This window comes from Streptomyces thermolilacinus SPC6 (assembly GCF_000478605.2).
Classification (GTDB): domain Bacteria; phylum Actinomycetota; class Actinomycetes; order Streptomycetales; family Streptomycetaceae; genus Streptomyces; species Streptomyces thermolilacinus.
In genome coordinates, this window is record NZ_ASHX02000001.1 from 3,453,153 (window position 1) to 3,476,287 (window position 23,135).

General features: G+C 73.5%; 24 protein-coding genes. 21 read left to right on the plus strand and 3 right to left on the minus strand.

Features of this window, described 5'->3' with window-relative positions; translation table 11 throughout:
• The first annotated feature begins 23 nt into the window (after positions 1-23).
• The 3 genes from dnaJ to J116_RS14985 all read left to right on the plus strand — a co-directional run bounded on the left by dnaJ (position 24) and on the right by J116_RS14985 (position 2,301).
• Positions 24-1,205: a molecular chaperone DnaJ gene (dnaJ, locus tag J116_RS14975; RefSeq protein ID WP_023587879.1), complete on the plus strand. Its 1,182-nt coding sequence runs from the start codon at positions 24-26 to the stop codon at positions 1,203-1,205.
• Positions 1,206-1,209: 4 nt separating this feature from the next.
• Positions 1,210-1,662, plus strand: a complete 453-nt coding sequence (locus tag J116_RS14980) for a heat shock protein transcriptional repressor HspR (protein ID WP_023587880.1) — start codon at positions 1,210-1,212, stop codon at positions 1,660-1,662.
• Between the two features lie 69 nt (positions 1,663-1,731).
• Positions 1,732-2,301: a DUF4232 domain-containing protein gene (locus J116_RS14985; protein WP_023587881.1), complete on the plus strand. Its 570-nt coding sequence runs from the start codon at positions 1,732-1,734 to the stop codon at positions 2,299-2,301.
• Positions 2,302-2,649: 348 nt separating this feature from the next.
• Here the strand turns inward: J116_RS14985 and J116_RS14990 are convergent, their stop codons facing one another.
• Positions 2,650-3,675: a hypothetical protein gene (locus J116_RS14990; RefSeq protein ID WP_028964076.1), complete on the minus strand. Its 1,026-nt coding sequence runs from the start codon at positions 3,673-3,675 to the stop codon at positions 2,650-2,652.
• A 128-nt stretch (positions 3,676-3,803) separates the two neighbouring features.
• On the opposite strand from J116_RS14990, the gene J116_RS14995 reads away from it, so the two are divergent.
• Both J116_RS14995 and J116_RS15000 read left to right on the plus strand, forming a co-directional pair.
• Positions 3,804-4,229 (plus strand): hypothetical protein, encoded by a 426-nt coding sequence (locus J116_RS14995; protein ID WP_023587883.1) that lies wholly within the window; start codon positions 3,804-3,806, stop codon positions 4,227-4,229.
• On the plus strand, positions 4,226-4,543 hold the full coding sequence (locus J116_RS15000; RefSeq protein ID WP_023587884.1) for a Rieske (2Fe-2S) protein: 318 nt from the start codon (positions 4,226-4,228) through the stop codon (positions 4,541-4,543). Before J116_RS14995 ends, J116_RS15000 begins: the two co-directional genes overlap by 4 nt.
• A 125-nt stretch (positions 4,544-4,668) precedes the next feature.
• Here J116_RS15000 and J116_RS15005 read toward each other — a convergent pair whose 3' ends face one another.
• A complete protein-coding gene (locus J116_RS15005) occupies positions 4,669-5,082 on the minus strand; it encodes a pyridoxamine 5'-phosphate oxidase family protein (RefSeq protein ID WP_023587885.1) in 414 nt (137 codons plus the stop codon).
• Between the two features lie 126 nt (positions 5,083-5,208).
• Here J116_RS15005 and clpB point away from each other — a divergent pair, with 126 nt between their 5' ends.
• Together clpB and J116_RS15015 are read left to right on the plus strand one after the other, a co-directional pair.
• Positions 5,209-7,818 carry an ATP-dependent chaperone ClpB gene (gene clpB / locus J116_RS15010; RefSeq protein WP_023587886.1) on the plus strand — a complete coding sequence of 870 codons (2,610 nt, stop codon included), beginning with the start codon at positions 5,209-5,211 and terminating at the stop codon, positions 7,816-7,818.
• A gap of 261 nt (positions 7,819-8,079) precedes the next feature.
• Positions 8,080-8,619 (plus strand): type III secretion system chaperone family protein, encoded by a 540-nt coding sequence (locus tag J116_RS15015; protein ID WP_023587887.1) that lies wholly within the window; start codon positions 8,080-8,082, stop codon positions 8,617-8,619.
• 115 nt (positions 8,620-8,734) lie between these two features.
• Here the strand turns inward: J116_RS15015 and J116_RS15020 are convergent, their stop codons facing one another.
• A complete protein-coding gene (locus J116_RS15020) occupies positions 8,735-9,922 on the minus strand; it encodes a pyridoxal phosphate-dependent aminotransferase (RefSeq protein ID WP_028964077.1) in 1,188 nt (395 codons plus the stop codon).
• 174 nt (positions 9,923-10,096) lie between these two features.
• Between J116_RS15020 and J116_RS15025 the strand changes: the two genes are divergently transcribed.
• The 14 genes from J116_RS15025 to J116_RS15090 all read left to right on the plus strand — a co-directional run bounded on the left by J116_RS15025 (position 10,097) and on the right by J116_RS15090 (position 23,115).
• Positions 10,097-10,321 (plus strand): hypothetical protein, encoded by a 225-nt coding sequence (locus J116_RS15025; protein ID WP_028964078.1) that lies wholly within the window; start codon positions 10,097-10,099, stop codon positions 10,319-10,321.
• 69 nt (positions 10,322-10,390) lie between these two features.
• Positions 10,391-10,660, plus strand: coding sequence for a hypothetical protein (locus tag J116_RS31245; protein ID WP_037946711.1), 270 nt, complete (start codon positions 10,391-10,393; stop codon positions 10,658-10,660).
• Between the two features lie 341 nt (positions 10,661-11,001).
• Entirely contained in the window at positions 11,002-11,541 is a 540-nt protein-coding gene (locus tag J116_RS15035; protein WP_023587889.1) for a DUF2617 family protein, read from the plus strand.
• Between the two features lie 31 nt (positions 11,542-11,572).
• Complete coding sequence (locus tag J116_RS15040; protein ID WP_079147737.1) at positions 11,573-13,192, plus strand: polyamine aminopropyltransferase; 1,620 nt, start codon at positions 11,573-11,575, stop codon at positions 13,190-13,192.
• Between the two features lie 119 nt (positions 13,193-13,311).
• Positions 13,312-14,352, plus strand: a complete 1,041-nt coding sequence (locus J116_RS15045) for an SRPBCC domain-containing protein (protein WP_028964080.1) — start codon at positions 13,312-13,314, stop codon at positions 14,350-14,352.
• 32 nt (positions 14,353-14,384) lie between these two features.
• On the plus strand, positions 14,385-15,170 hold the full coding sequence (locus tag J116_RS15050; protein WP_201258854.1) for an aldose epimerase family protein: 786 nt from the start codon (positions 14,385-14,387) through the stop codon (positions 15,168-15,170).
• A 35-nt stretch (positions 15,171-15,205) separates the two neighbouring features.
• On the plus strand, positions 15,206-15,754 hold the full coding sequence (gene pyrE, locus J116_RS15055) for an orotate phosphoribosyltransferase (protein ID WP_023587893.1): 549 nt from the start codon (positions 15,206-15,208) through the stop codon (positions 15,752-15,754).
• Positions 15,755-15,968: 214 nt separating this feature from the next.
• Positions 15,969-17,009 (plus strand): class II fructose-bisphosphate aldolase, encoded by a 1,041-nt coding sequence (fbaA, locus tag J116_RS15060; protein ID WP_268810606.1) that lies wholly within the window; start codon positions 15,969-15,971, stop codon positions 17,007-17,009.
• 110 nt (positions 17,010-17,119) lie between these two features.
• Entirely contained in the window at positions 17,120-18,307 is a 1,188-nt protein-coding gene (locus J116_RS15065) for a MalY/PatB family protein (RefSeq protein WP_023587895.1), read from the plus strand.
• Positions 18,308-18,319: 12 nt separating this feature from the next.
• Positions 18,320-18,733 carry a DUF3151 domain-containing protein gene (locus J116_RS15070; RefSeq protein WP_023587896.1) on the plus strand — a complete coding sequence of 138 codons (414 nt, stop codon included), beginning with the start codon at positions 18,320-18,322 and terminating at the stop codon, positions 18,731-18,733.
• A 268-nt stretch (positions 18,734-19,001) separates the two neighbouring features.
• Positions 19,002-19,901 carry a DUF3152 domain-containing protein gene (locus tag J116_RS15075; protein ID WP_023587897.1) on the plus strand — a complete coding sequence of 300 codons (900 nt, stop codon included), beginning with the start codon at positions 19,002-19,004 and terminating at the stop codon, positions 19,899-19,901.
• 110 nt (positions 19,902-20,011) lie between these two features.
• A complete protein-coding gene (locus tag J116_RS15080; RefSeq protein ID WP_051203512.1) occupies positions 20,012-20,869 on the plus strand; it encodes a tryptophan 2,3-dioxygenase family protein in 858 nt (285 codons plus the stop codon).
• Positions 20,862-22,112, plus strand: coding sequence for a kynureninase (gene kynU / locus J116_RS15085; RefSeq protein ID WP_023587899.1), 1,251 nt, complete (start codon positions 20,862-20,864; stop codon positions 22,110-22,112). The genes J116_RS15080 and kynU overlap by 8 nt, the downstream gene beginning before the upstream one ends.
• 94 nt (positions 22,113-22,206) lie before the next feature.
• Entirely contained in the window at positions 22,207-23,115 is a 909-nt protein-coding gene (locus J116_RS15090) for an alpha/beta hydrolase (RefSeq protein WP_023587900.1), read from the plus strand.
• The last annotated feature ends 20 nt before the right edge of the window (positions 23,116-23,135 follow it).

Here is a 23,135-nt window from a genome sequence, read left to right on the forward strand (position 1 = left end):
ATCGTCCGGGAGGAGGGACGTCGATGAGTACGAAGGACTTCGTCGAGAAGGACTACTACAAGGTCCTCGGCGTCCCCAAGGACGCGACCGAAGCCGAGATCAAGAAGGCGTACCGGAAGCTCGCCCGCGAGTTCCACCCGGACGCCAACAAGGGCGACGCCAACGCGGAGGCCCGCTTCAAGGAGATCTCCGAGGCGAACGACATCCTCGGAGATCCCAAGAAGCGCAAGGAGTACGACGAGGCGCGCGCCCTCTTCGGCAACGGCGGCTTCCGGCCCGGACCGGGCGGTGCGGGCGGCACCTTCAACTTCGACCTGAGCGACCTGTTCGGCGGTCAGGCCGGAGCGGGCGGTGGCGGCGCCGGGGGCTTCGGCGGCGGCCTCGGGGACGTCTTCGGCGGGCTGTTCAACCGGGGCGGCGCCACCGGGGCGCGTACGCAGCCGCGGCGCGGCCAGGACGTCGAGTCCGAGGTGACGCTCAGCTTCACCGAGGCGGTGGACGGGGCGACGGTCCCGCTGCGCATGTCCAGCCAGCAGCCCTGCCGGGCCTGTTCCGGCACGGGCGACAAGAACGGCACGCCGCGCGTGTGCCCCACGTGTGTGGGCACGGGCCAGGTGTCGCGGGGCGGCAGTGGGTCCTTCTCGCTGACCGACCCGTGCGTGGACTGCAAGGGCCGGGGGCTGATCGCCGAGGACCCGTGCGAGGTCTGCCACGGCAGCGGCCGGGCCAAGTCGTCGCGCACCATGCAGGTCCGCATCCCGGCGGGCGTCTCCGACGGGCAGCGGATCAGGCTGCGCGGCAAGGGCGCGCCCGGCGAGCGGGGCGGTCCGGCCGGCGACCTGTACGTGGTCGTCCACGTGGACGCGCACCCCGTGTTCGGCCGCAAGGGCGACAACCTCACCGTCACCGTGCCGGTCTCCTACGCGGAGGCGGCGCTGGGCGGCGAGATCAGGGTGCCGACCCTCGGCGGACCCCCGGTCACGCTGAAGATCCCCGCGGGCACGCCCAACGGACGGACGATGCGGGCCCGCGGCAAGGGGGCGGTCCGCAAGGACGGCACCCGCGGCGACCTGCTCGTCACGGTGGAGGTCGCCGTCCCGAAGGAGCTGAACGACGAGGCGCGCGAGGCTCTGGAGGCGTACCGTCGAGCCACCGCGGGTGAGGACCCGCGGGCGGAGCTCTTCCAGGCCGCGAAGGGGGCTTGAGGCAATGGACGCACGCCGACGCAACCCGTACGAACTGACCGATGAGACCCCGGTGTACGTCATCTCGGTGGCGGCGCAGCTCAGTGGGCTGCACCCGCAGACCCTGCGCCAGTACGACCGGTTGGGGCTCGTCTCCCCGGACCGTACGGCCGGGCGGGGACGGCGCTATTCGGCCCGCGACATCGAGCTGCTCCGCCAGGTGCAGCAGCTGTCGCAGGACGAGGGCATCAACCTGGCCGGAATCAAGCGCATCATCGAGCTGGAGAACCAGGTGACCGCGCTGCAGGCCCGGGTGGCCGAGCTGACCGCGGCCCTGGAGGGCGCGGCGGTGGCGATGCGCCAGCGCGAGGCGCAGGTGCACGCCTCGTACCGGCGTGACCTGGTGCCGTATCAGGACGTGCAGCAGACGAGTGCGTTGGTCGTGTGGCGGCCGGGCAACAAGCGCGGCGGCGAGTAGTCCGACAGCCGTGAACAGCGGGAAGGCCCCCTCCTCGGAGGGGGCCTTTTCGCGTGCGATGATCCGGGGATGCGTACGAGGGGGAAGGCGGCCGTCGTGGTCGCGGCGGTACTGCTGACGGGCTGTTCGGCGGGCGGTACGGGGACGGGCGGGGAGGCGCGGCCGTCGGCGTCGTCCGTGCCCGCGCCGGGGGCGTCCGCGTCGGCGGGGGCCTGCCCGGAGTCGGGCGTACGGGTCACGCTGGGCGACACGGAGGCGGCGCTGGGACAGCGGGCGCTTTCGGTGTTCCTCGACAACTGCGGGGGCCGTCCCTTCGAGGTGAGCGGCTACCCGGACGTGGCCGTGCTGGACGCGGAGCGCGAGGAGCTGGACGTGACCGTGCGGCTCGGCACGCACGCGGTGGACGGCGGGACGGAGCGGTCGGTGTTCACGCTCCAGCCGGGGCAGCGGGCGAAGTCGGGCGTCCTGTGGCGGAACACCGTGACCCGGTCGGACGTCGTGGCGACGAGCGGCGCGTACCTGCGGGTCACGCCCGCCCGCGGGGCCGCGGCGCAGACGGTCGCCCCGCACGACGGCCCGCTGGACCTGGGCAGCACCGACGCGGTGGAGGTCACGCCCTGGGCGCCGTACACGCCGTAGCGCGGCGGGGCGGGCTTGTAGCGGGGCGGACGGCAGGGCGGGGTGGCGGTGCGCCTCGTACGAGTGGAGGGGCGGGCCGTGGGGCGGTGCGCGGTCGCGTAGACGAGTGCGCGGGCCTCGTTGTGCGGTGCGCTTCGTTGTGCGGTGCGCTTCGTGGGGCGGTGCGGTGCGGGGCCTCGTGAGGGGGTGAGGCGCCTCGTAGGACGGGGCGCGGCCTCTCCACGACGTTACGCGGGCCTTGTCGTGCGGTGCGGGGCCGCGTACCGCTGGTGGGGCGGCTCGTGGGGCGGTGCGCGGCGCCCGCGGGGTGGCGTGCGCGGGCTCGTACGCCCGGAGGTCCTCGGGGGGTCAGTCGTGGGTGTGTGCGGGGTCGGGGTCCTGGCCGGGGTCCGGGTCCTGGTCGAGGATGCCGGACCTGGCGATGAGGTAGCCGAGCTGGGCGCGGCTGCCGCTGCCCAGCGTGGAGGCGAGCTTGGCTATGTGGGCGCGGCAGGTGCGGACGTTCATGCCGAGGCGGCGGGCGATGGCCTCGTCCACGTGGCCCTCCACCAGCAGCTTGGCGATGGAGCGCTGGATGCCGCTTATCCCGTTGAGGGTCGGCGTGTACGTGACGACGTCCTCCTCCCACGGGATGCCGTACAGCCAGAACTGCTCGAAGACGCCGACGAGGTACTGCACCAGCCCCTCGTGGCGCAGCTCCAGGGCCACCTGGCGGTCGCTGCGCGCCGGGATGAAGGCGATCCTGCGGTCCACGATGATCAGCCGGTCGATGATCTCCTCGAGGGTGCGCACTTCCAGCCCGTACGGAACGATCCGCTCGACGTACCCCATGGTGGCGGAGTGGTGCCGGGCGGTGTGCTGGTAGAGGGTCCGCATCCGGACACCGCGGTCGAGGAGGGGCTCCACACGGCGCAGGGCGGCCTTGACAGTCTCCGGTTTGCGGCCGCTGCCGGGCTGGATGGTGAGGAGTTCGACCGCGCACTCGTCCATCACCCGGTCGAGTTCGGCGTTGATGACGGCGAGTCCTTCGAGGACGTTGATGACTCCGCTGCCGCAGGGCGCCGCGGCGGGGATCGTCATGAACGGCTCGAATGCATCGGCCAACGACAGGGCGCGCTGGCGCCGCTGCTGTATCTCCCGCTCGATGGGGTGTATCAGCTGGTTGAGGGCGATGGACGGAGGGACGGGCCGCAGCCACTGCGGCTCGTCCGGATCCGGATGCAGCAGGGCGAGGTCGATGAGGCAGGGAGCCGCGTCGATTTCCGACCGGGCGATCCGGCCGGCGCGCAGGGCGGCCGCGTACAGGCGCTTTCCGGCTTCGCACAGCTCGTCATGACTGTGCCCGGTTTCCGGATTGTCCACCTTCGACCGCATCTGCACCCCCCTCAGGGTCCTGTATTTCAGGAACATGATGCCTGTACCGGCTGGTGGAAGCGTCAGGAGTGAGCCATCGTCATAAGCGCGGGGGAGGAGGTAAGGACAAAAAGAGGTGGAGATCGTCCATGACCAGGATGGTTCGTGCACTTAGCGCCATAGCTGTCGCCGCGGCGGCCGCGTGCGGTGTCGCCGCCCTCAGCGGCGAGCCGTCGTGGGAAACGGTGTCCGCGGGCAGCGTCGTCGCGGGTGAGCCCTCGTGGGAGGTCGGGCCGGCCGACACTCGTGAGCCTTCGTGGGACGCCACTCCGGCGAGCTTCCGCGAGCCTTCGTGGGACGCCGCTCCGGCCGGTGTCGGGGAGCCTTCGTGGGAGGCCGTCCCGGCGGTGCTCGGCGAGCCCTCGTGGGACGCCGCCCCGGCGACGTTCGGTGAGCCCTCGTGGGAGACCGGACCGGCCGACACGCGTGAACCCTCGTGGGAGGTCGCGCCCGCGGGCGTCGGCGAGCCCTCGTGGGACGGGGCCGACTCCACGTCGACGGGTGTCGTCGCATGAACGTCCCCGACGACTCCCGCTTCCGCCGCGAGATGGCGTCCGCCTACCGATCCGGGTGGCACTTCATCGACCTCGTCACCGCCGTGCCGCAGGGTGGCGATTCGTTGATGGTCACCCTCTTCGGGGAGCCGATCGTCATCACCCGCGGGGAGGACGAGGACATCCGCGCCTACCGGTGCCTCCGCCGGCCGCGCGGTGCGCCCCAGCCCGTCCGTTGCGCCATCCGCTACGGAATGATTTTCGTCAACCTCGACCAGCGTGACCACCAGCTCGTCGAGGCGGAGACGACCACCGCCACTCCCCGCAGCGCCTGAGCGATTCCCCCGTCGTTGTAGATCGCCCAGGCGCTTCCCCCACACAGCGGCGCCATCGTGGACCTGAAACACGATGGCGCCGCTGTGCTGCCCGCGCGCGGAACCGGGTAGGCGGCACCCGTGTGCTACGCGCGGCCCATGCCCCGGGTGAGGGCGATCTCGATCACGACCCGCTCCGGGTTGGGCGTCGGCGTGCGCCCGTACCGCTCCGCGTACCGCGCGACCGCGTCCGCGACGACGTCCGGCTCCGTACGCACTACCGCGCGGCCCTCCAGCGTCGCCCAGCGGCCCACGTCCACCTGGCACACGGCGACCCGCGCGCCCTCCGGGCCGGCGGCCAGGATGTTGGCGACCTTCCGGCTGTGCTTGTTGGTGATCACCCGGGCGATGCCCTTCTCGCCGCCGTCCGGGTCGTACGTCACGCCCACCGCCACCACGTGGGGGGTGCCGTCGGGGCGCAGCGTGGTCAGGGTGCACATGTGGCGCTCGCGCCAGAAGCTGACGTAGGAGGGGTCGGGGTCGCGCAGGTCGATGGCCATGGCCCGGAACCTACCTGTGGACGCTGGCCCTCATCACCTTGAGTGGAATAGACTCAACTTTGTGGGTGTTGGCTGAGTCATAGCCGGTACGTACGCACACCAGCAGCCGAGGAGGACCAAGCCCAAGTGGACGCCGAGCTGACCAACAAGAGCCGGGACGCGCTGAACGCCGCCACCAGCCGCGCCGTGTCCGACGGACACCCCGACCTGACCCCGGCGCACCTGCTGCTGGCACTGCTCACCGGCCAGGAGAACGAGAACCTCACCGACCTGCTCGCCGCCGTCGAGGCCGACCAGGCCGCCGTACGCTCCGGGGCGGAGCGGATCCTCGCCGGCCTGCCGAGCGTCACCGGGTCCACCGTCGCCCCGCCGCAGCCCAACCGCGACCTGCTCGCCGTCATCGCCGACGCGCAGGCCCGCGCCCGCGAGCTCGGCGACGAGTACCTCTCCACCGAGCACCTGCTCATCGGCATCGCCGCCAAGGGCGGACCGGCCGGTGAGCTGCTCACCCGCCAGGGCGCCGACGCCAAGAAGCTGCTGGCCGCCTTCACCCGCTCGCGCGGCACCCGCCGGGTCACCACGCCCGACCCGGAGGGGCAGTACAAGGCGCTGGAGAAGTTCGGAACGGACTTCACGGCCGCCGCCCGCGAGGGCAAGCTCGACCCGGTCATCGGCCGCGACCAGGAGATCCGCCGCGTCGTGCAGGTCCTGTCGCGCCGCACCAAGAACAACCCCGTGCTGATCGGCGAGCCCGGCGTCGGCAAGACCGCCGTCGTCGAGGGCCTGGCCCAGCGCATCGTGAAGGGCGACGTCCCCGAGTCGCTGCGCGACAAGAAGCTCGTCGCCCTCGACCTGGGCGCCATGGTCGCGGGCGCCAAGTACCGGGGCGAGTTCGAGGAGCGCCTGAAGACCGTCCTGTCCGAGATCAAGGAGAGCGACGGGCAGATCATCACCTTCATCGACGAGCTCCACACGGTCGTCGGCGCGGGCGCCGGCGGCGACTCCGCCATGGACGCGGGCAACATGCTCAAGCCCATGCTGGCCCGCGGCGAGCTGCGCATGGTCGGCGCGACCACGCTCGACGAGTACCGCGAGCGCATCGAGAAGGACCCCGCCCTGGAGCGCCGCTTCCAGCAGGTCCTGGTCACCGAGCCGTCCGTCGAGGACACGATCGCCATCCTGCGCGGCCTCAAGGGACGGTACGAGGCCCACCACAAGGTGCAGATTGCGGACTCGGCGCTGGTCGCCGCCGCGACCCTCTCCGACCGGTACATCACCTCCCGCTTCCTGCCCGACAAGGCCATCGACCTCGTGGACGAGGCGGCGTCGCGGCTCCGCATGGAGATCGACTCCTCCCCCGTGGAGATCGACGAGCTCCAGCGCGCCGTGGACCGGCTCCGCATGGAGGAGCTGGCGCTGAAGAACGAGACGGACCCCGGCTCCGTGCAGCGGCTGGAGAAGCTGCGCCGCGACCTCGCCGACAAGGAGGAGGAGCTGCGCGGCCTGACCGCCCGCTGGGAGAAGGAGAAGCAGGGCCTCAACCGCGTCGGTGAGCTGAAGGAGCGTCTGGACGACCTGCGCGGCCAGGCCGAGCGCGCCCAGCGCGACGGCGACTTCGACACGGCGTCCAAGCTGCTGTACGGGGAGATCCCGGCCGTGGAGCGGGAGCTCGCCGCGGCCACGGAGGCCGAGCAGGAGGCCGCCAGGAGCGGGGGCGCCGGGGGCGCGGACAAGATGGTCAAGGAGGAGGTCGGCCCGGACGACATCGCGGACGTCGTCGGCGCCTGGACCGGTATCCCCGCCGGGCGGCTCCTGGAGGGCGAGACGCAGAAGCTGCTCCGCATGGAGGACGAGCTCGGCAAGCGCCTGATCGGGCAGAGCGAGGCCGTGCGGGCCGTGTCGGACGCCGTGCGCCGTACGCGCGCGGGCATCGCCGACCCGGACCGGCCGACCGGCTCGTTCCTGTTCCTCGGCCCGACCGGTGTCGGCAAGACGGAGCTGGCCAAGGCGCTCGCGGACTTCCTCTTCGACGACGAGCGGGCGATGGTCCGCATCGACATGTCGGAGTACGGCGAGAAGCACTCCGTCGCCCGCCTGGTCGGCGCGCCCCCCGGCTACGTCGGCTACGAGGAGGGCGGCCAGCTCACGGAGGCGGTGCGGCGGCGCCCGTACAGCGTGATCCTGCTGGACGAGGTGGAGAAGGCGCACCCGGAGGTCTTCGACGTCCTGCTCCAGGTGCTGGACGACGGGCGGCTCACCGACGGGCAGGGCCGCACGGTGGACTTCCGCAACACGATCCTGGTGCTGACGTCCAACCTGGGCAGCCAGTTCCTGGTGGAGCCGACGAGGACGGAGGCGGAGAAGCGGGAGCAGGTCCTGGAGGTGGTCCGGGCCTCGTTCAAGCCGGAGTTCCTGAACCGGCTGGACGACATCGTCGTGTTCTCGGCGCTCAGCCGGGACGAGCTGGCCCACATCGCCCGGCTCCAGATCGGCCGCCTGGCCCGGCGCCTCGCCGAGCGCCGCCTCACGCTGGACGTCACCCCGGCGGCCCTGGAGTGGCTCGCCGACGAGGGCAACGACCCGGCGTACGGCGCGCGGCCGCTGCGCCGCCTGGTCCAGACGGCCATCGGCGACCGGCTGGCGCGGGAGATCCTGTCCGGCGAGATCACGGACGGCGACACGGTCCGCGTGGACCGCGTGGACGACGACGGCCTGACGGTGACCCCGGTGCGGTGACCCCGTGCGGCGCCACCTGGGCCGGGCGGTCGGTCGGGGCTTGACGGCCGGGCCCGGTCGGCCGGTCCGGTCCTCGGTCCCGCCCTGCCGCTGTTCGCGGGGCGCCGGGGCCCGGGGGCCGTACGACTGGTCACGGCCCCGCCTCCGCGCCCCGCGCGGGCGAGGTCTGTCAGCTCGCAGCGGATCGCGGCCGGTTTCGCTTGCCACCGACGGGCCGGGATGGGGGAGGATGGCGGCTATCCGTACGAAGGGAATTACTCGGTGAGCATCGACCCGTCCTCGATTCCGAATTTCGGGGGCCAGCCCCAGCCTCAGGCCGCAGGACCGGCGGGCCCCGTCGTCCCCGATCAGGACCTGGTGAAGCAGCTCCTCGAGCAGATGGAGCTCAAGTACGTCGTCGACGACGAGGGTGACCTCGCGGCGCCGTGGGAGGACTTCCGCACCTACTTCATGTTCCGCGGCGAGGCGGAGCAGCAGGTCTTCTCCGTCCGCACGTTCTACGACCGCCCGCACCCGGTCGAGGACCGCACGAAGATCCTGGAGACCATCGACGACTGGAACCGCCGCACCCTGTGGCCCAAGGTGTACAGCCACCTCCACGAGGACGAGCAGGGTGGCGCCACCATCCGTCTGATCGGTGAGGCCCAGATGCTCATCGGCACGGGCGTCAGCCTGGAGCACTTCGTGTCCTCCACCGTCAGCTGGGTCCGCGCGTCGATCGAGTTCGACAAGTGGATGATGGAGCAGCTGGGCCTGGCGCCCGCCGACGGCGACGAGCCCGTCGAGGGCGACGAGGCCTGAGCGGCCCCGCACGATCCTGACGCGGCCGGGGCGGTGACCGTACGAGGTCACCGCCCCGGCCGCTGTCGTGCGTCCGCGCCTTCCGGCAGCCGCCGGACGTCCTATGCGGGCGGGATCACGAGGCCAGTCCCCGCAGGCGGTCGGCTGCCTCGCGGAGGACGGCTTCCTTCTTGCAGAACGCGAAGCGGATCAGTGAGCGGCCCGCGTCCGCGTGGTCGTAGAAGACCGCGTTCGGGATGGCGACGACGCCGCAGCGCTCGGGGAGGGCGCGGCAGAACGCCACGCCGTCCTTCTCGCCGAGACCGGCGATGTCCGCGGTGATGAAGTACGTGCCGCGCGGCCGGTACACCTCGAAGCCCGCCGCCGTGAGCCCCGCCATCAGGATGTCCCGCTTGCCCTCCAGGTCGGCGCGGAGCGTGTCGAAGTACGACTCCGGGAGCCGCAGCGCCTCCGCGATGGCGTGCTGGAACGGGCCGGACGCCACGTACGTGAGGAACTGCTTCGCCGTGCGCACCGCGGCGGTCAGCTCGGGCGGCGCGGTCAGCCACCCCACCTTCCAGCCGGTGAACGAAAACGTCTTCCCGGCCGACGAGATGGTCACCGTACGTTCGCGCATGCCCTCGAACGTCGCGATCGGCACGTGCTCCGCCCCGTCGAAGACCAGGTGCTCGTAGACCTCGTCGGTGACGACCAGCAGATCCCGCTCGACGGCGAGCGCGGCGATCGCGGCCAGCTCGTCGCGGGTGAGGACGGTGCCGGTGGGGTTGTGGGGGGTGTTGAGCAGGATGAGCCGGGTGCGGTCGGTGACGGCCGCGCGCAGCTCGTCCAGGTCCAGGACGAACCGCCCGCCCTCCGGGTCCGGGCGCAGGGTGACGGGCACGCGGGTGCCGCCCGCCATGGCGACGCACGCCGCGTACGAGTCGTAGTACGGCTCCAGGGCGATCACCTCGTCGCCCGGCTCGACCAGCGCCAGCAGCGCCGCGGCGACCGCCTCCGTCGCGCCCACCGTGACCAGGACCTCGGTGTCCGGGTCGTACGCGAGGCCGTACCGCTGCCGCTGGTGGTCGGCGATTGCGGTGCGCAGCTCGGGTACGCCGGGGCCGGGCGGGTACTGGTTGCCGCGCCCGTCGCGCAGGGCGCGCACGGCCGCCTCCCGGACCTCCTCGGGCCCGTCGGTGTCGGGGAAGCCCTGACCGAGATTGATCGATCCGGTGGCGGTCGCGAGGGCGGACATCTCGGCGAAGATCGTCGTACCGAACCCGGCGAGGCGGCGGTTGAGCGGTGCTCTGGTCATGGGCGCCATCCTGCGGGCAAGCGCGGACGGCCTCAAGGGCACGCGCGGGCGGGCGCGGATGTGAGGGAACGCGCGTCGCGCGTTCGGAACCTCTGGAGTTGCTCAAGTGCGGATTGGGGGTGTCGGCGGGGTGGGCATCTCCCAGGCACATCACTCGGGGGAACGGGGGAGGAGACACCGGACATGGAATTCGCAATCGGCATGGTGGTGATCGTGCTGGCCGTGGGGGGCATCGTCGCGCTGGGCAACGCCGCCGCGAGGCGGCCGCACCGGCGGGCCACGACGTACCGCCGCAGCGACAACTGGTGGGGGAACAGCGGCGGCGGTGGCGGGTGCGGCGGCTCGTCGTCGTGCGGGGGGTCCTCCTCGTGCGGCGGCGGCGGTGGTGGCTGCGGTGGCGGGTCCTGAGCGGCGTGCGAGCGGCGTGAGGGCTCTGATTCGGCGTGAGGCTCCTGAGGGGGAGAGGAGGCGGTCGGCATGACCGGACTGATCGTGGTGGGCGGCGCGGTGCTGCTGCTCGTGGTGGGGCTCGTCGTACTCGCCGGGGGCCGCTCCCCGCGGGGCCGCGGCGGCAGGGGCGGCACGGCCGGTGACACCGCGGGGATGGCCCTGTGGGCCGACTCCGGCAGCGGCGGCGGGGGCGGAGGGTCGTCTTCCTGCGACAGCGGGAGCGGCGGGGGCGGCGGGGGCGGCTCCTGCGACGGGGGAGGCGGGGGCGGCGGCGGTTGCGGAGGCGGAGGCGGCTGACACGGGGCAGCCGGTCCGTCCGTCCGCACCGACCACGACGGGGCGCCCGGAGGGTGGTGAACACTCGCCGGGCGCCCCCTTGTGAGGGCGTGCGCGCCGTGCCGCGCGCCGTGCGGTGAACAGTTGAACCCCCAGGCCCCCTGGGGGATGTATTCACAACCAAGTTGGGTAAAGACGCTGTGAGCCTCGGGCGGTTCATGATTCGCTCGCTGTCGAGTACATCGAGCCCTCGGATCTTGTATGAACCCCGAGCCGGTACCTCAAGTTCCCTGGGAACGTCTTACGGGACGACGCCACCCCCCGGTCCACCCGTCACGTCACCGTGCTTGCGGAGCTGACTCATGCTCACCACCCTTCAGACTGCGTACACCGACACGCGTGCGGCCGATCTGGCCTGGACGCTGGGGAGGGAGGCGCTGCCCGCCCTCGCCGTGCTCGATCTCGAACTCGCCGGCGCCAGCCTCCAGATGCGCCTGCTCGGCGCGTCCCACCAGGTGCTGCTGGAGGAGGAGAACGGCACCTGCTCGGAGACGGTCGCCTGTCTCCCCGGCAGCAGCACACCGCTCCCGCTCGGGGTGGCGAAACGGGTCGGCGCGTGGGAGTACGAATTCGCGGCGCGTGTCGAGACGCTGTCGCAGAACTCCTTCGCGGGGCGCGCGCAGGAGCTGCTGGCCCTCGTCGCGGACCACCCGCACGGCCTGGCCGGTACGTTCCCGGGCTCGCCGCACGCGTTCACGGCCATGCTGGCGCAGCGGCACGAGGGCCGCGTGCGGTGGCGCACCTGGCACGCGTACCCGCAGGAGGGCCAGCTGGTGGTGACCCGGACAAGCGTTGGATTCACCCCGCAGGGCCGCCGCCGTGGCACCCGTTTGGGTGACTAGACGCGTGCGGGCGCTCACGTAGCGTGGGCGCATGCTCGAAGCGCCCCCCTCCGCGTCACCGGCGCCGCCCCCTCCCGAGGGGGCGGCGTCCGTTCCGGCGGCGGCGCCGGGCGGGGCGGTGCCGAGGGCGGGCCGGTTCCTGGTGCTGGCGGCCGTGTTCGTGTGCGCCGCCTGCGGGCTGGTCTACGAACTGGAACTGGTCGCCCTCGCCTCGTCCCTGACCGGCGACTCCGTCACCCAGGCGTCCGTCGTGCTGTCCGTGATGGTCTTCGCGATGGGCGTCGGCTCGCTGCTCGCCAAGCGGCTGCGCTGCCGGGCCGCCGTCGGGTTCGGGCTGCTGGAGGCGCTGCTCGCGCTGGTCGGCGGCTGCTCGGCGCTCCTGCTGTACGGCGCGTTCGCCTGGCTGGGCGGCACACGCCACGCCCTGGTCGCGGTGTCGCTCGTGATCGGGACGCTGATCGGCGCGGAGATGCCGCTGCTGATGACGCTGATCCAGCGGGTCTCCCGGTGCGCCCGGCAGGACGCGGGCGGCACGGTCGCGGACCTGTTCGCGGCCGACTACGTCGGCGCGCTCGTCGGCGGGCTCGCCTTCCCGTTCCTGCTGCTGCCCTGGCTCGGCCAGCTCACCACCGCGCTAGCCACCGGCGCGGTGAACGCCCTGGCCGGCGGGGTGCTGGTGCTGTGGCTGTTCGGCCGGGACCTCACGGGCCGCGGGCGGCTGCTGCTGTTGTCGGTGAACGCCGTCGTGCTGGCGGTGCTCGCCGTCGCGGCCGCGCTGGCCGACGACTTCGAGCGGGCCGCGCGGCAGGCCGTGTACGGGGCACACGTACGGGTCGCGGTGCGGACGCCCGTCCAGGAGGTCGTCCTGACGGGCCGCCGGGACGAGCCGCCGGACCTGTACGTGGACGGGCGGCTGCGGGTGGACGGCGACGACCGGCACCGCCACCATCCGGCGCTCGTCCACCCCGCGATGCGGGGCCGCCACGCGCGCGTGCTCGTCCTCGGCGGCGGTGACGGGCTGGCCGTACGGGAGGTGCTGCGGTACGGGGGCGTGGAGTCCGTGACGGTCGTGGAGGCCGACCCGGTACTGGTCCGGCTGGCCCGTACGGACCCGGCCCTGGCGCGGCTCAACGGGCACGCGTACGGCGACCGACGGGTGCGCGTCGTGTCCGCCGAACCGTTCCACTGGCTCCGCACGGCGCGCGGCGGCACACCGTACGACGTGGTCCTCTCCGACCTGCCACCGCCCGGCTCCGGGGCGGGCGCCACGCCGTACTCGCTGGAGTTCTACGGGCTGACCGCCCGCGCCCTCGCCCCCGGCGGGCGCCTCGCCGTGCACGCCGGGCCGCTGCCGGAACGTTCGCTCCGGTACTGGACGGTGGAGGCCACCCTGCGCGCCGCCGGGTTCACCACCCGGCCCTACACCGTGCCGGGCCGGTCGCGCCGGGGCCTGGTCCTGGCCGTGCGCGGCGCCCCCGACCGGGCCGGTCCGCCCGCGCTGCGCGTCGCGCCGGGGGTGCGCGGCGGGGACGCGGCCGCCGGGGAGGTGCCGTCGGCCGCCGCGCTGGAGGAGGGGGCGCGGCGCCTGGAGCGGACCCGGCCGCGCGTGCTGCCGCCCTCGACGCTGGCGCGCCCCCGGTACGGGCCCTGACGTCGCCGGGCGGGGCCCCCGCCCCTCGACGGCCCGCCCCCGGTACGGCCTTGGCGAGTTCGCGACCGGCCGCGCAGGGGAGGGGTCGGGACGGCCGGGCGTGGGTAGGCTCGACTGTCATGGAGCATGAGGTGTTCGTTCCGGTCCCCGTGCAGTCCCTCCGTGCCGTCCTGGCCGACCCCGCGCGCGTCGCCCGCTGCGTACCGGGGCTCCAGCAGGACGCGGACGCGTCGGCCGGCCCGCTGTCGGGCCGCCTCAAGGTGCGCGCCGGCGGGCACACCGTCACCTACCGGGGCGCGCTGCACCTGGCCGCGCGGGAGGACGGCGGGTACGACGTGTCGGGCGAGGGCGCGGAGGCGCGCGGCAGCGGCGGCGTGAAGGTCGCGCTGACCGCCCGGCTCACCCCCGCCGACGGCGGTACGGACCTGGCGTTCACCGGCACGGCGAGCGCGGAGGGCCGCCTGGCGGAGCTTCCCGCCGACACGCTCACCACGACGGCGCACCGGCTGCTGGACCGCTTCGGCGAGGCCCTCGCGGAGGAGGCGGCGGCCACGCCCGCCGCCCGGACGCCCGCCGCGGCGACCGTCGGGGACGGGAACGCCGACGAGGACGGGGACGCCGCCGAGGCGACCGCCGACGACGCGGTCACCGACGTGGACGCGGCCGGTGACGACGTGCCCGCGGCACCCGACGCGACCGTCGCCGAGACCGTGCGGACGGACGGTGCCGTACCGGCCGACGCCGACGCCGAGGCCGAGGCCGCCGACCTGGACAACGTGGACCTGGAGGTGGACGACGTGGAGGACGCGGACGGCGCGGAGGACGACGGTGTGGACGACGGGGCCGTGGGAGCCGGGGGCGACCTCCGCGGCGGGGTGTTCGACGCGCCCGTGCCGCCGTCCTCGCTGGACCCGTTCGCCGTGGACGACTTCCCGGTGGACGACACCGAGCCGCCCGCCGAGGCCGCGCACGCCCGCCGGACGATGATCGGGCGCAGCGCCGAGGAGGTCGATCACGCCCCGCCGCGCGGCCGGTACGCGCCCGTGCCGGGACCGGCCGCGGGCTCCGGCGCCGGGATGCTGCGCTGGCTCGCACCCGCCGCCGCGCTCGCGCTCGCCTCGGCCGTCCTCATCGGCCGTGCGCTGCGCCGCCGCAAGTAGCCGCGGCGCACGTAAGGTCGGGCGGTGTGAGCATGAGCGAAGAGGTCCGGCTGGCCGCCGGAGACGTCGAGTTGACCATCACGCCGCACAACGGCTGCCGTATCGCCAGCCTGCGGGTGGCCGGTGACGAACTGCTGCGCCAGGGGGAGCGGTACGGCTGCTTCCCGATGGTGCCCTGGTGCGGGCGCACCGACCGGGGGCGGTTCCTGAACGGTGCGACGCGGCACCAACTGCCGCTCAACGCCCCGCCGCACGCCATCCACGGCACCGGCCGGGACACCGCCTGGCGCACGGCCCGCGCCGACAAGGCGGAGGCGGTGTTCACGTACGACCTGGCCGACCCCTGGCCGTACCCCGGCCGGGTCACGCAGATGGTGGAGCTGACCGACACCTCGCTGACCCTGCGGCTCGGCGTCGAGACGTACGACGACTCGTTCCCGGCGCAGGCGGGCTGGCACCCGTGGTTCAACCGGGTCGTCGGCGGCAGCGCGGTCGGGATCGACTTCGCCCCCGAGTGGCAGGAGGAGCGCGGCGACGACCACCTGCCCACCGGCCGCCGCGTCGAGCCCCGCCCCGGCCCCTGGGACGACTGCTTCGGCATGCCGGACGGCGTGGACGTCACGCTGACCTGGCCGGAACGCCTCGAGCTGAAGGTCACCAGCCGCGAGCCGTGGGTCGTCGTGTACGACGAGCAGGAGGCCGCCGTGTGCGTGGAGCCGCAGTCGGGCCCGCCGAACGGGCTGAACACCGCCCCGCGCCTGGTCACGCCCATCGAGCCGCTGGAGATGGCCACCACCTGGACCTGGCGCCGCCTCTGAGCGGGGTGCCGGTCGGCGCCGCTTAAGCTCGGAGCATGACTGACGTACGAGCGGATCTGCTCCAGCAGATCAAGGACAAGGCCGTGGTGCACGGCAGGGTGACCCTCTCCTCGGGTCTGGAGGCCGACTACTACGTCGATCTCCGCCGGATCACGCTGGACGGCGCCGCCGCGCCGCTCGTCGGTCAGGTCATGCTCGATCTGACCGCCGACCTCGACTACGACGCGGTGGGCGGCCTGACCCTGGGCGCCGACCCGGTCGCCACGTCGATGCTGCACGCCGCCGCCGCGCGCGGCCGCACGCTGGACGCGTTCGTCGTCCGCAAGGCCGCCAAGGCGCACGGCATGCAGCGCCGTGTCGAGGGCCCGGACATCAAGGGCCGCCGGGTCCTGGTCGTGGAGGACACCTCGACCACGGGCGGCTCCCCGCTGACGGCCGTCGAGGCGGTCCGCGAGGCGGGCGCGGAGGTCGTCGCGGTCGCCACGATCGTGGACCGCGCGACCGGCGCGGGCGAGAAGATCAGCGGCACGGCCGGTGTCCCGTACCGCTACGCGTACGCGCTGGACGAGCTGGGCCTCGCCTGACCGGTGCCCACCGCGGCCGGCTCCCGGCCGCCCCGCTGCTGACCTGCGGCTCCACGAGAGGCGGGCGTTGTTTCACGTGAAACAGCGCCCGCCTCCCGTATGCCCTGTGCGGCTCGGTGCGTCCAGGGGGTGGAGCCTCAGGGCCCTTCTGGGAAGATAGGTGCGACGATGACGTCGCCCCCAGGTCAGGGATCAGCAACGCACGCAACCGCAGATCACAAGGAGCGGACAGATGCCCATCGCAACCCCCGAGGTCTACAGCGAGATGCTCGACCGGGCGAAGGCAGGCAAGTTCGCCTACCCGGCCATCAACGTGACGTCGTCGCAGACCCTGCACGCCGCCCTGCGCGGCTTCGCCGAGGCCGAGAGCGACGGCATCATCCAGATCTCGACCGGTGGCGCGGAGTTCCTGGGCGGACAGCACAACAAGGACATGGTGACCGGCGCGGTCGCCCTGGCCGAGTTCGCGCACATCGTCGCCGCGAAGTACGACATCACGGTCGCGCTCCACACCGACCACTGCCCGAAGGACAAGCTGGACGGCTACGTCCGCCCGCTGCTCGCCGTCTCCGCCGAGCGCGTCGCCAAGGGTGAGAACCCGCTGTTCCAGTCGCACATGTGGGACGGCTCCGCCGAGACCCTCGCCGACAACCTCGCCATCGGCCAGGAGCTGCTCGCCCAGGCCGCCGCCGCCAGGATCATCCTGGAGGTCGAGATCACCCCGACCGGCGGCGAGGAGGACGGCGTCACGCACGAGATCAACGACGAGCTGTACACGACCGTGGACGACGCGATCCGCACGGCCGAGGCGCTCGGCCTGGGCGAGAAGGGCCGCTACCTGCTGGCCGCGTCCTTCGGCAACGTCCACGGCGTCTACAAGCCGGGCAACGTCGTGCTCCGTCCCGAGCTGCTGAAGGACCTCCAGCAGGGTGTCGCCGAGCGCTTCGGCAAGGCCGACCCGTTCGACTTCGTCTTCCACGGCGGCTCCGGCTCCACGCAGGAGGAGATCTCCACCGCGCTGGAGAACGGCGTCGTCAAGATGAACATCGACACCGACACGCAGTACGCCTTCACCCGGCCCGTCGCGGACCACATGTTCAAGAACTACGACGGCGTCCTCAAGGTCGACGGCGAGGTCGGCTCGAAGAAGACGTACGACCCCCGCACCTGGGGCAAGCTGGCCGAGGCGGGCATGGCCAAGCGCGTCGCCGAGGCGTGCCAGGCGCTGCGCTCGGCGGGTACGAAGCTGAAGTAGAACGTGAAGCGGAAGCCGACGTATAGCGGCTGAAGCAGTCGTCACCAGGACCACAGGCCGGGGCCCGGCATCGCACAGCGCGGTGCCGGGCCCGCGCCGTAGGAGGGAACATGGCGCACGAGACGACGACGTACGACTTCGACACGGTGGTCGGGATACGCGGCACCGGCTCGTTCCAGTGGGACGTGCTGCCCGAGCTGTACGGGGTGCCGGACCTGGTGCCGTTCACCATCTCCGACATGGACTTCCGCCTCGCGCCCGAGGTGCTGGACGCCGTCCGGCAGCGCGTCGAGCGGGGTGTGTTCGGCTACACCGACTGGCGGCACACGGGCTTCCCGGAGGCCGTACGGGACTGGTGGGCGACGCGCCACGGCGTGGACCTCGACCCGGCGGCGCTGGTCTTCGGGCCGTCCGTGCTGAGCGAGCTGGCGCAGCTGCTGCGGATGTGGACGCGGCCCGGCGACGGCGTGGTGGTGCACGTCCCGACGTACGACGGGTTCATCAAGACGCTCGACGCGCAGGGGCGGGAGCTGCGGGGCGTCCCGGTCGGGGACACGGCCGCCCTGGAGCGGGAGCTGGCCCGCCCGGACAGCACGATGCTGCTGCTGTGCTCGCCGCACAACCCGACGGGCCGGGTGTGGACCGAGGCGGAGCTGAAGGGCTTCGCGGCGCTGGCGGAGCAGTACGGCGTGGCCGTCGTCAGCGACGAGATCCACGCGGACCTGACGCACGCGGGGCACCGGCACGTGCCGTGGACGACCGTGGCGCCACGGGGCGGGCGCTGGGCGCTGATCACGTCCGGTTCGAAGGCGTTCAACTTCCCCGCGCTGAACGCCGCGTACGGGATCATCGGCGACCCCGCCGACCGCGTCGAGTTCGAGCGGCGCGTGGAGCGGGGCGAGGGACTGAACTCGCCGTCCGCCGTGGGCCTGACCGCGCACACGGCCGCGTACCGGCACGGCGCGGCCTGGCTGGACCGGCTCCGCCCGTACGTTCTGGCCAACACGCGACTGCTCGCCGACCGGCTGGAGGAGGCGTTCCCGGGCCGCGCCCTGTACGCGCCGCCGCAGGCCGGGTACCTGGCGTGGCTGGACCTGCGGCCGCTGGGCGTGGACGACGAGGCGTTCGGCGACGAGCTGGTGGCGCGGGAGAAGGTCGCCGTACGGCCCGGCTCGACGTACGGCGCGAAGGGGTTCGTACGGATCAACCTGGGCTGCCCGCGGAGCAAGGCCGAGCACGGGGTGGACGCGGTGGTCCGCACGCTGACCCGGATGGCGGGAGGACCCGGCCGGGCGTAGCAGACTGGGGGCATGTCCATTCACGAGAACCTGCTGGGCGGACCGCCCCCCACCCACCTCCCCGACGACCCGGAGCCGCGCGAGCTGCTGGAGTCCGGCGCCGCGCCCGAGGAGGTCGCCGCCAAGTACCCGGCGTCCTCCCTCGCCTGGGCGCGGCTCGCGGACGTGGCGTACGAGGGCGGCCGCGTCGTCGAGTCGTACGCCTACGCCCGCACCGGCTACCACCGGGGCCTGGACGCGCTGCGCCGCAGCGGCTGGAAGGGCCACGGCCCGGTGCCGTGGGAGCACGAGCCGAACCGCGGCTTCCTGCGCGCCCTGCACGCCCTGGCGCGGGCGGCGCGGGACATCGGCGAGCAGGAGGAGTACGAGCGCTGCTCGACGTTCCTGCGCGACTCCTCCCCGCTGGCGGCCGAGACGCTCGGCTGAGCGCCGCACCCCGCCGGGCGCCCCGCACCCGGCAGCCCCGCCTCCGGCCCGGACGCCCCGCCGCGTCCGGGCCGGAGGCACGTCGGGGCGTCACTCCGGCGCGGGTGCGTCGCGGACGCGTACGCGCAACGGCGTGGCCCGGGGACTCAACCGGCTGGTGACGCGGGCCAGTCGGGGGCCTTGACGGACCCGGCCGGTACGATCGCACAGACCATCGAATCTTGCGCCGGCCTTCCCCCCACCCGGCCATGACACGGGGAGAGGTCTGTTGGGCAAGCGTGGAGTGCCCGCGTCGAGGCGTCGGCGCGGCAGCAGGGGAGCGCGCCGCAGGGGGAGCGCCCGTCGGCCGCTGGGCCGCATAGTGCTCGGCGGCGCCGCACTCGGGGTCCTCGCCCTGGGCGGGGGCGCCGCCGTCGCGCACTGGACGGGCGGCGAACCGGCCGCCGCGAGCCGCCCGTCCGCCGCCGCACCCGAGACGCCCGGCACGTCCGCGCGGCGCTCGCCGCAGGCCCCGTCGCCGCAGGCGAGCGGCAAGGCGTCCCCGCCGCCCTCGCCGTCACCGTCCGCGAGCGCCGAGAAGGAACCCGACCCGCCGGCCACCGTGCCCCACGAGGGTCCCGGCACGTTCACCACCGCCGACGCGTCAGGCGCCAAGGTCGGCACGGGCACCCTGCGCCGCTACCGGGTCCAGGTCGAGGACGGCATCGGGATCTCCGCGGCCGACGCCGCCCGCGAGATCGAGCAGATCCTCGCCCACCCGCGCGGCTGGGCCGCCCATGGACGCGGCGCGTTCCAGCTGGTCAGCGAGAACGCCGACTTCGTCATCCGGATCGCCACCCCGAAGACCGCCGACAAGCTGTGCCTCGCCCAGGGGCTCAACACCCGGGGCGAGTACAACTGCGAGACGACCGAGGGCGTCGTCGTGAACCTGAAGCGGTGGCTGCAGGGCTCCCCGACCTTCTCCGGTACCCCCGCCGAGTACCGGCACCTGATCATCAACCACGAGGTCGGGCACGAGATCGGCATCCGCACGCACATGACCTGCCCCGGCCCCGGAAAGCCCGCGCCGGTCATGATGCAGCAGATCAAGGGCCTGCGCGGGTGCGTCTCCAACGCCTGGCCGTATGACGAGGACGGCCGTTACATCACCGGGCCGATCGTGCCATGATGCGCGTGGGACCGGTGCGCAGATCGCACGCGGTCCCGAGGGGACCGGGGCTCCACACCCTGCGGAAGGAGCGGACCGCTACCCGGTAGCACGCATTGACGGAGACAGCGATGTCTACTTCGCCTACTACCCCCCCTGCCCCCGAGACCGGTTCGGACGACATGCCGAACCTGGACTTCGCGGGCACCACTCCCTACGAGGACTACGTCCAGGCGGACGTCCTCACCCACCTCCAGCACCTGCGCTCCGACGACCCCGGAGAAATGGTGTTCCTGGTGACCACGCAGGTCATGGAGCTGTGGTTCACCGTCATCGTCCATGAGTGGGAGACCGCGAGCCGCGCCCTGCGCGAGGACCGCGTCCCGGTCGCGATGGCCGCCCTGCGCCGCTCGACGCACGAGCTGGAGGCGCTGAACCACTCCTGGAGCCCGATCGCCCGCCTCACCCCGGCGCAGTTCAACGCGTACCGCGCCGCGCTCGGTGAGGGCTCCGGCTTCCAGTCCGCGATGTACCGCCGCATGGAGTTCCTGCTCGGCGACAAGTCGGCGTCCATGCTGGTGCCGCACCGCGGCGCGCCCCGCGTCCACGCCGAGCTGGAGAAGGCGCTCGCCGAGCCCAGCCTGTACGACGAGGTGCTGCGGCTGCTGGCCCGGCGCGGGCTGCCCGTGCCGCAGGAGGTCATCGACCGCGACCTGACGCAGCGGTACGAGCCGTCGCAGCGCGTCGAGGAGGTCTGGGCCGAGCTGTACGCCGACCCCGACCGGCACCGCGACCTGGTCGATCTCGGCGAGGCGCTCACGGACGTGGCCGAGCTCGTGTGGCGCTGGCGCAACGACCACCTGGTCGCCACCCGCCGCGCCATGGGCGCCAAGACCGGCACGGGCGGCTCCGCCGGTGTGGCCTGGCTGGAGAAGCGGGCCCGCAAGAACGTCTTCCCCGAGCTGTGGACGGCGCGCAGCCATGTCTGAGCTCCTGGAGAACACCACCGACAGCACCGGGGCCGCCGAGGCCCTGGTGGCGCGGGCGGCCGCCCTGGACGCCGCCGACCCGCTGGCGAAGCGGCGCGAGCTGTTCGCCCTGGACGACGGCGTGGTCTACCTCGACGGCAACTCGCTCGGCGCGCTGCCCCGCCACGTACCGGCGCGGATGGCGCACGTCATCGCCCACGAGTGGGGCGAGCTGCGCATCCGCTCCTGGGGCGAGAGCGGCTGGTGGACGGCGCCCGAGCGGATCGGCGACCGGATCGCCCCGCTGCTCGGCGCGGCGCCGGGCCAGGTCGTCGTCGGCGACTCGACCAGCGTCAACGTCTTCAAGGCGCTCGTCGGGGCCGTACGGCTCGCGGACGACGACAGCCGCGACGAGATCGTGGTGGACGCGACGACGTTCCCGACCGACGGGTACATCGCCGAGTCCGCCGCCCGGATGACCGGCCGCCGTCTGGTGCCGGTCGCCCCTGGCGACGTACCGGCCGCGGTCGGCCCGCGCACGGCCGCCGCGCTCGTCAACCACGTGGACTACCGCACCGGCCGCCTCCACGACCTGCCCGGCATCACCGCCGCCGTGCGGGACGCGGGCGCCCTCGCGGTGTGGGACCTGTGCCACAGCGCGGGCGCCCTCCCCGTGGACCTGGACGCGAACGGCGTGGACCTGGCCGTCGGCTGCACGTACAAGTACCTCAACGGCGGGCCCGGCGCCCCCGCGTACCTGTACGTCGCCGAGCGTCACCAGGGCCGTTTCGACTCGCCGCTGCCCGGCTGGAACTCGCACGCGGACCCGTTCGCGATGTCCCCCGGTTACGCGGCGGCGGACGGCGCGCGGCGCGGCAGGGTCGGTACGCCCGACATCCTGTCGATGCTGGCGCTGGAGTCGGCGCTCGACGTGTGGGACGGCGTTCCGGTGGGCGAGGTGCGCGCCAAGAGCCTCGCGCTGACGGACTTCTTCCTGGAATGCGTCCGCGCGTACGTCCCCGAGGGGCGGCTCACCTCCCTCACCCCGGCCGCGCACGCCGAGCGCGGCAGCCAGGTCGCGCTGTCCTGCCCGGAGGCGCCCGCCGTCATGGCGCGGCTGATCGAGCGGGGCGTCGTCGGCGATCTGCGCCGCCCCGACGTGCTGCGCTTCGGCTTCACCCCGCTGTACGTCGGGTACGCCGACGCCGAGCGCGCCGCGCGCGTGCTCGCGGAGGTGTGCGCGGAGGTGTCCGAGGGGCGCTAGCGGCGCCGTACGAGCCGGCCTGCGGGGGCCCCAGTACTGATACGGTCCCCGCAGGTCAGGCCAATTCGGCCCCGTCACCGAAAGGTTGAGCAGCATGCCCGACCCCGCCGCTCGCGACGCCGCCGAGGAGGCGTCGGCCCTGTCGCACCCGGCCGTCGCACCCGACGCCACCGCCCCGTACGGCGAACACCCCGACCAGATCGTCGACTTCTACGCGCCCCGCGACCGCGACGACCGCGTCCCGCTCGTCGTCGTCCTGCACGGAGGCGCCTGGCGGGCCCCGTACGACCGGCTGCACGTCTCGCCCTTCGCGGACTTCCTGGCCCGGAGCGGTTTCGCCGTCGCCAGCGTCGAGTACCGGCGCGGACGGCCCGCACTTCCGGCGCCCCGCGACGGTGAAGGGGCCGACGGCGGCGGTTCGGCGGACGGCGGCGGTCCGGTGGCGGGGCGCTGGCCCGAGACGTTCGACGACGTCGCGGCGGCCCTGGACGCCCTGCCCGCACTGGCGGCCGAGCACCTGCCGCAGGCCGATCCGCGCCGCGTCGTCGTCACCGGGCACTCGGCGGGCGGCCACCTGGCGCTGTGGGCCGCGTCCCGGCACGTCCTGCCCGCCGGGTCGCCGTGGCGGCTGGCGGAGGCGCCCGGGCTGCGCGGGGTCGTCGCGCTGGCGCCGATCGCCCACTTCGAGCGGGCCGTCGAGCTGGACGTGTGCGGCGGCGCCGTCGCCCAACTTCTGGGCGGCGAGGCCGACTTCAAGGAGCGGGCGGCTTTCGCCGACCCCGCGGTGCTGCTGCCGACGGGCATCGCCACGACCGTCGTGCAGGGCCGGGAGGACACGGTCGTCCCGCTGCCCGTCGCGGAGGCGTACGCCGACGCGGCGGCGCGTGCGGGCGAGCTGGTCGGGCTGACCGTACTGGACGACGTGGGCCACTTCCCGCTGATCGACCCGTCGGCGGACGCGTGCGCGGTGGTCGCCGAGGAGATCGCCCAACTGGCCTGGTGAGTCTCGCGAGGGGCGCGGCG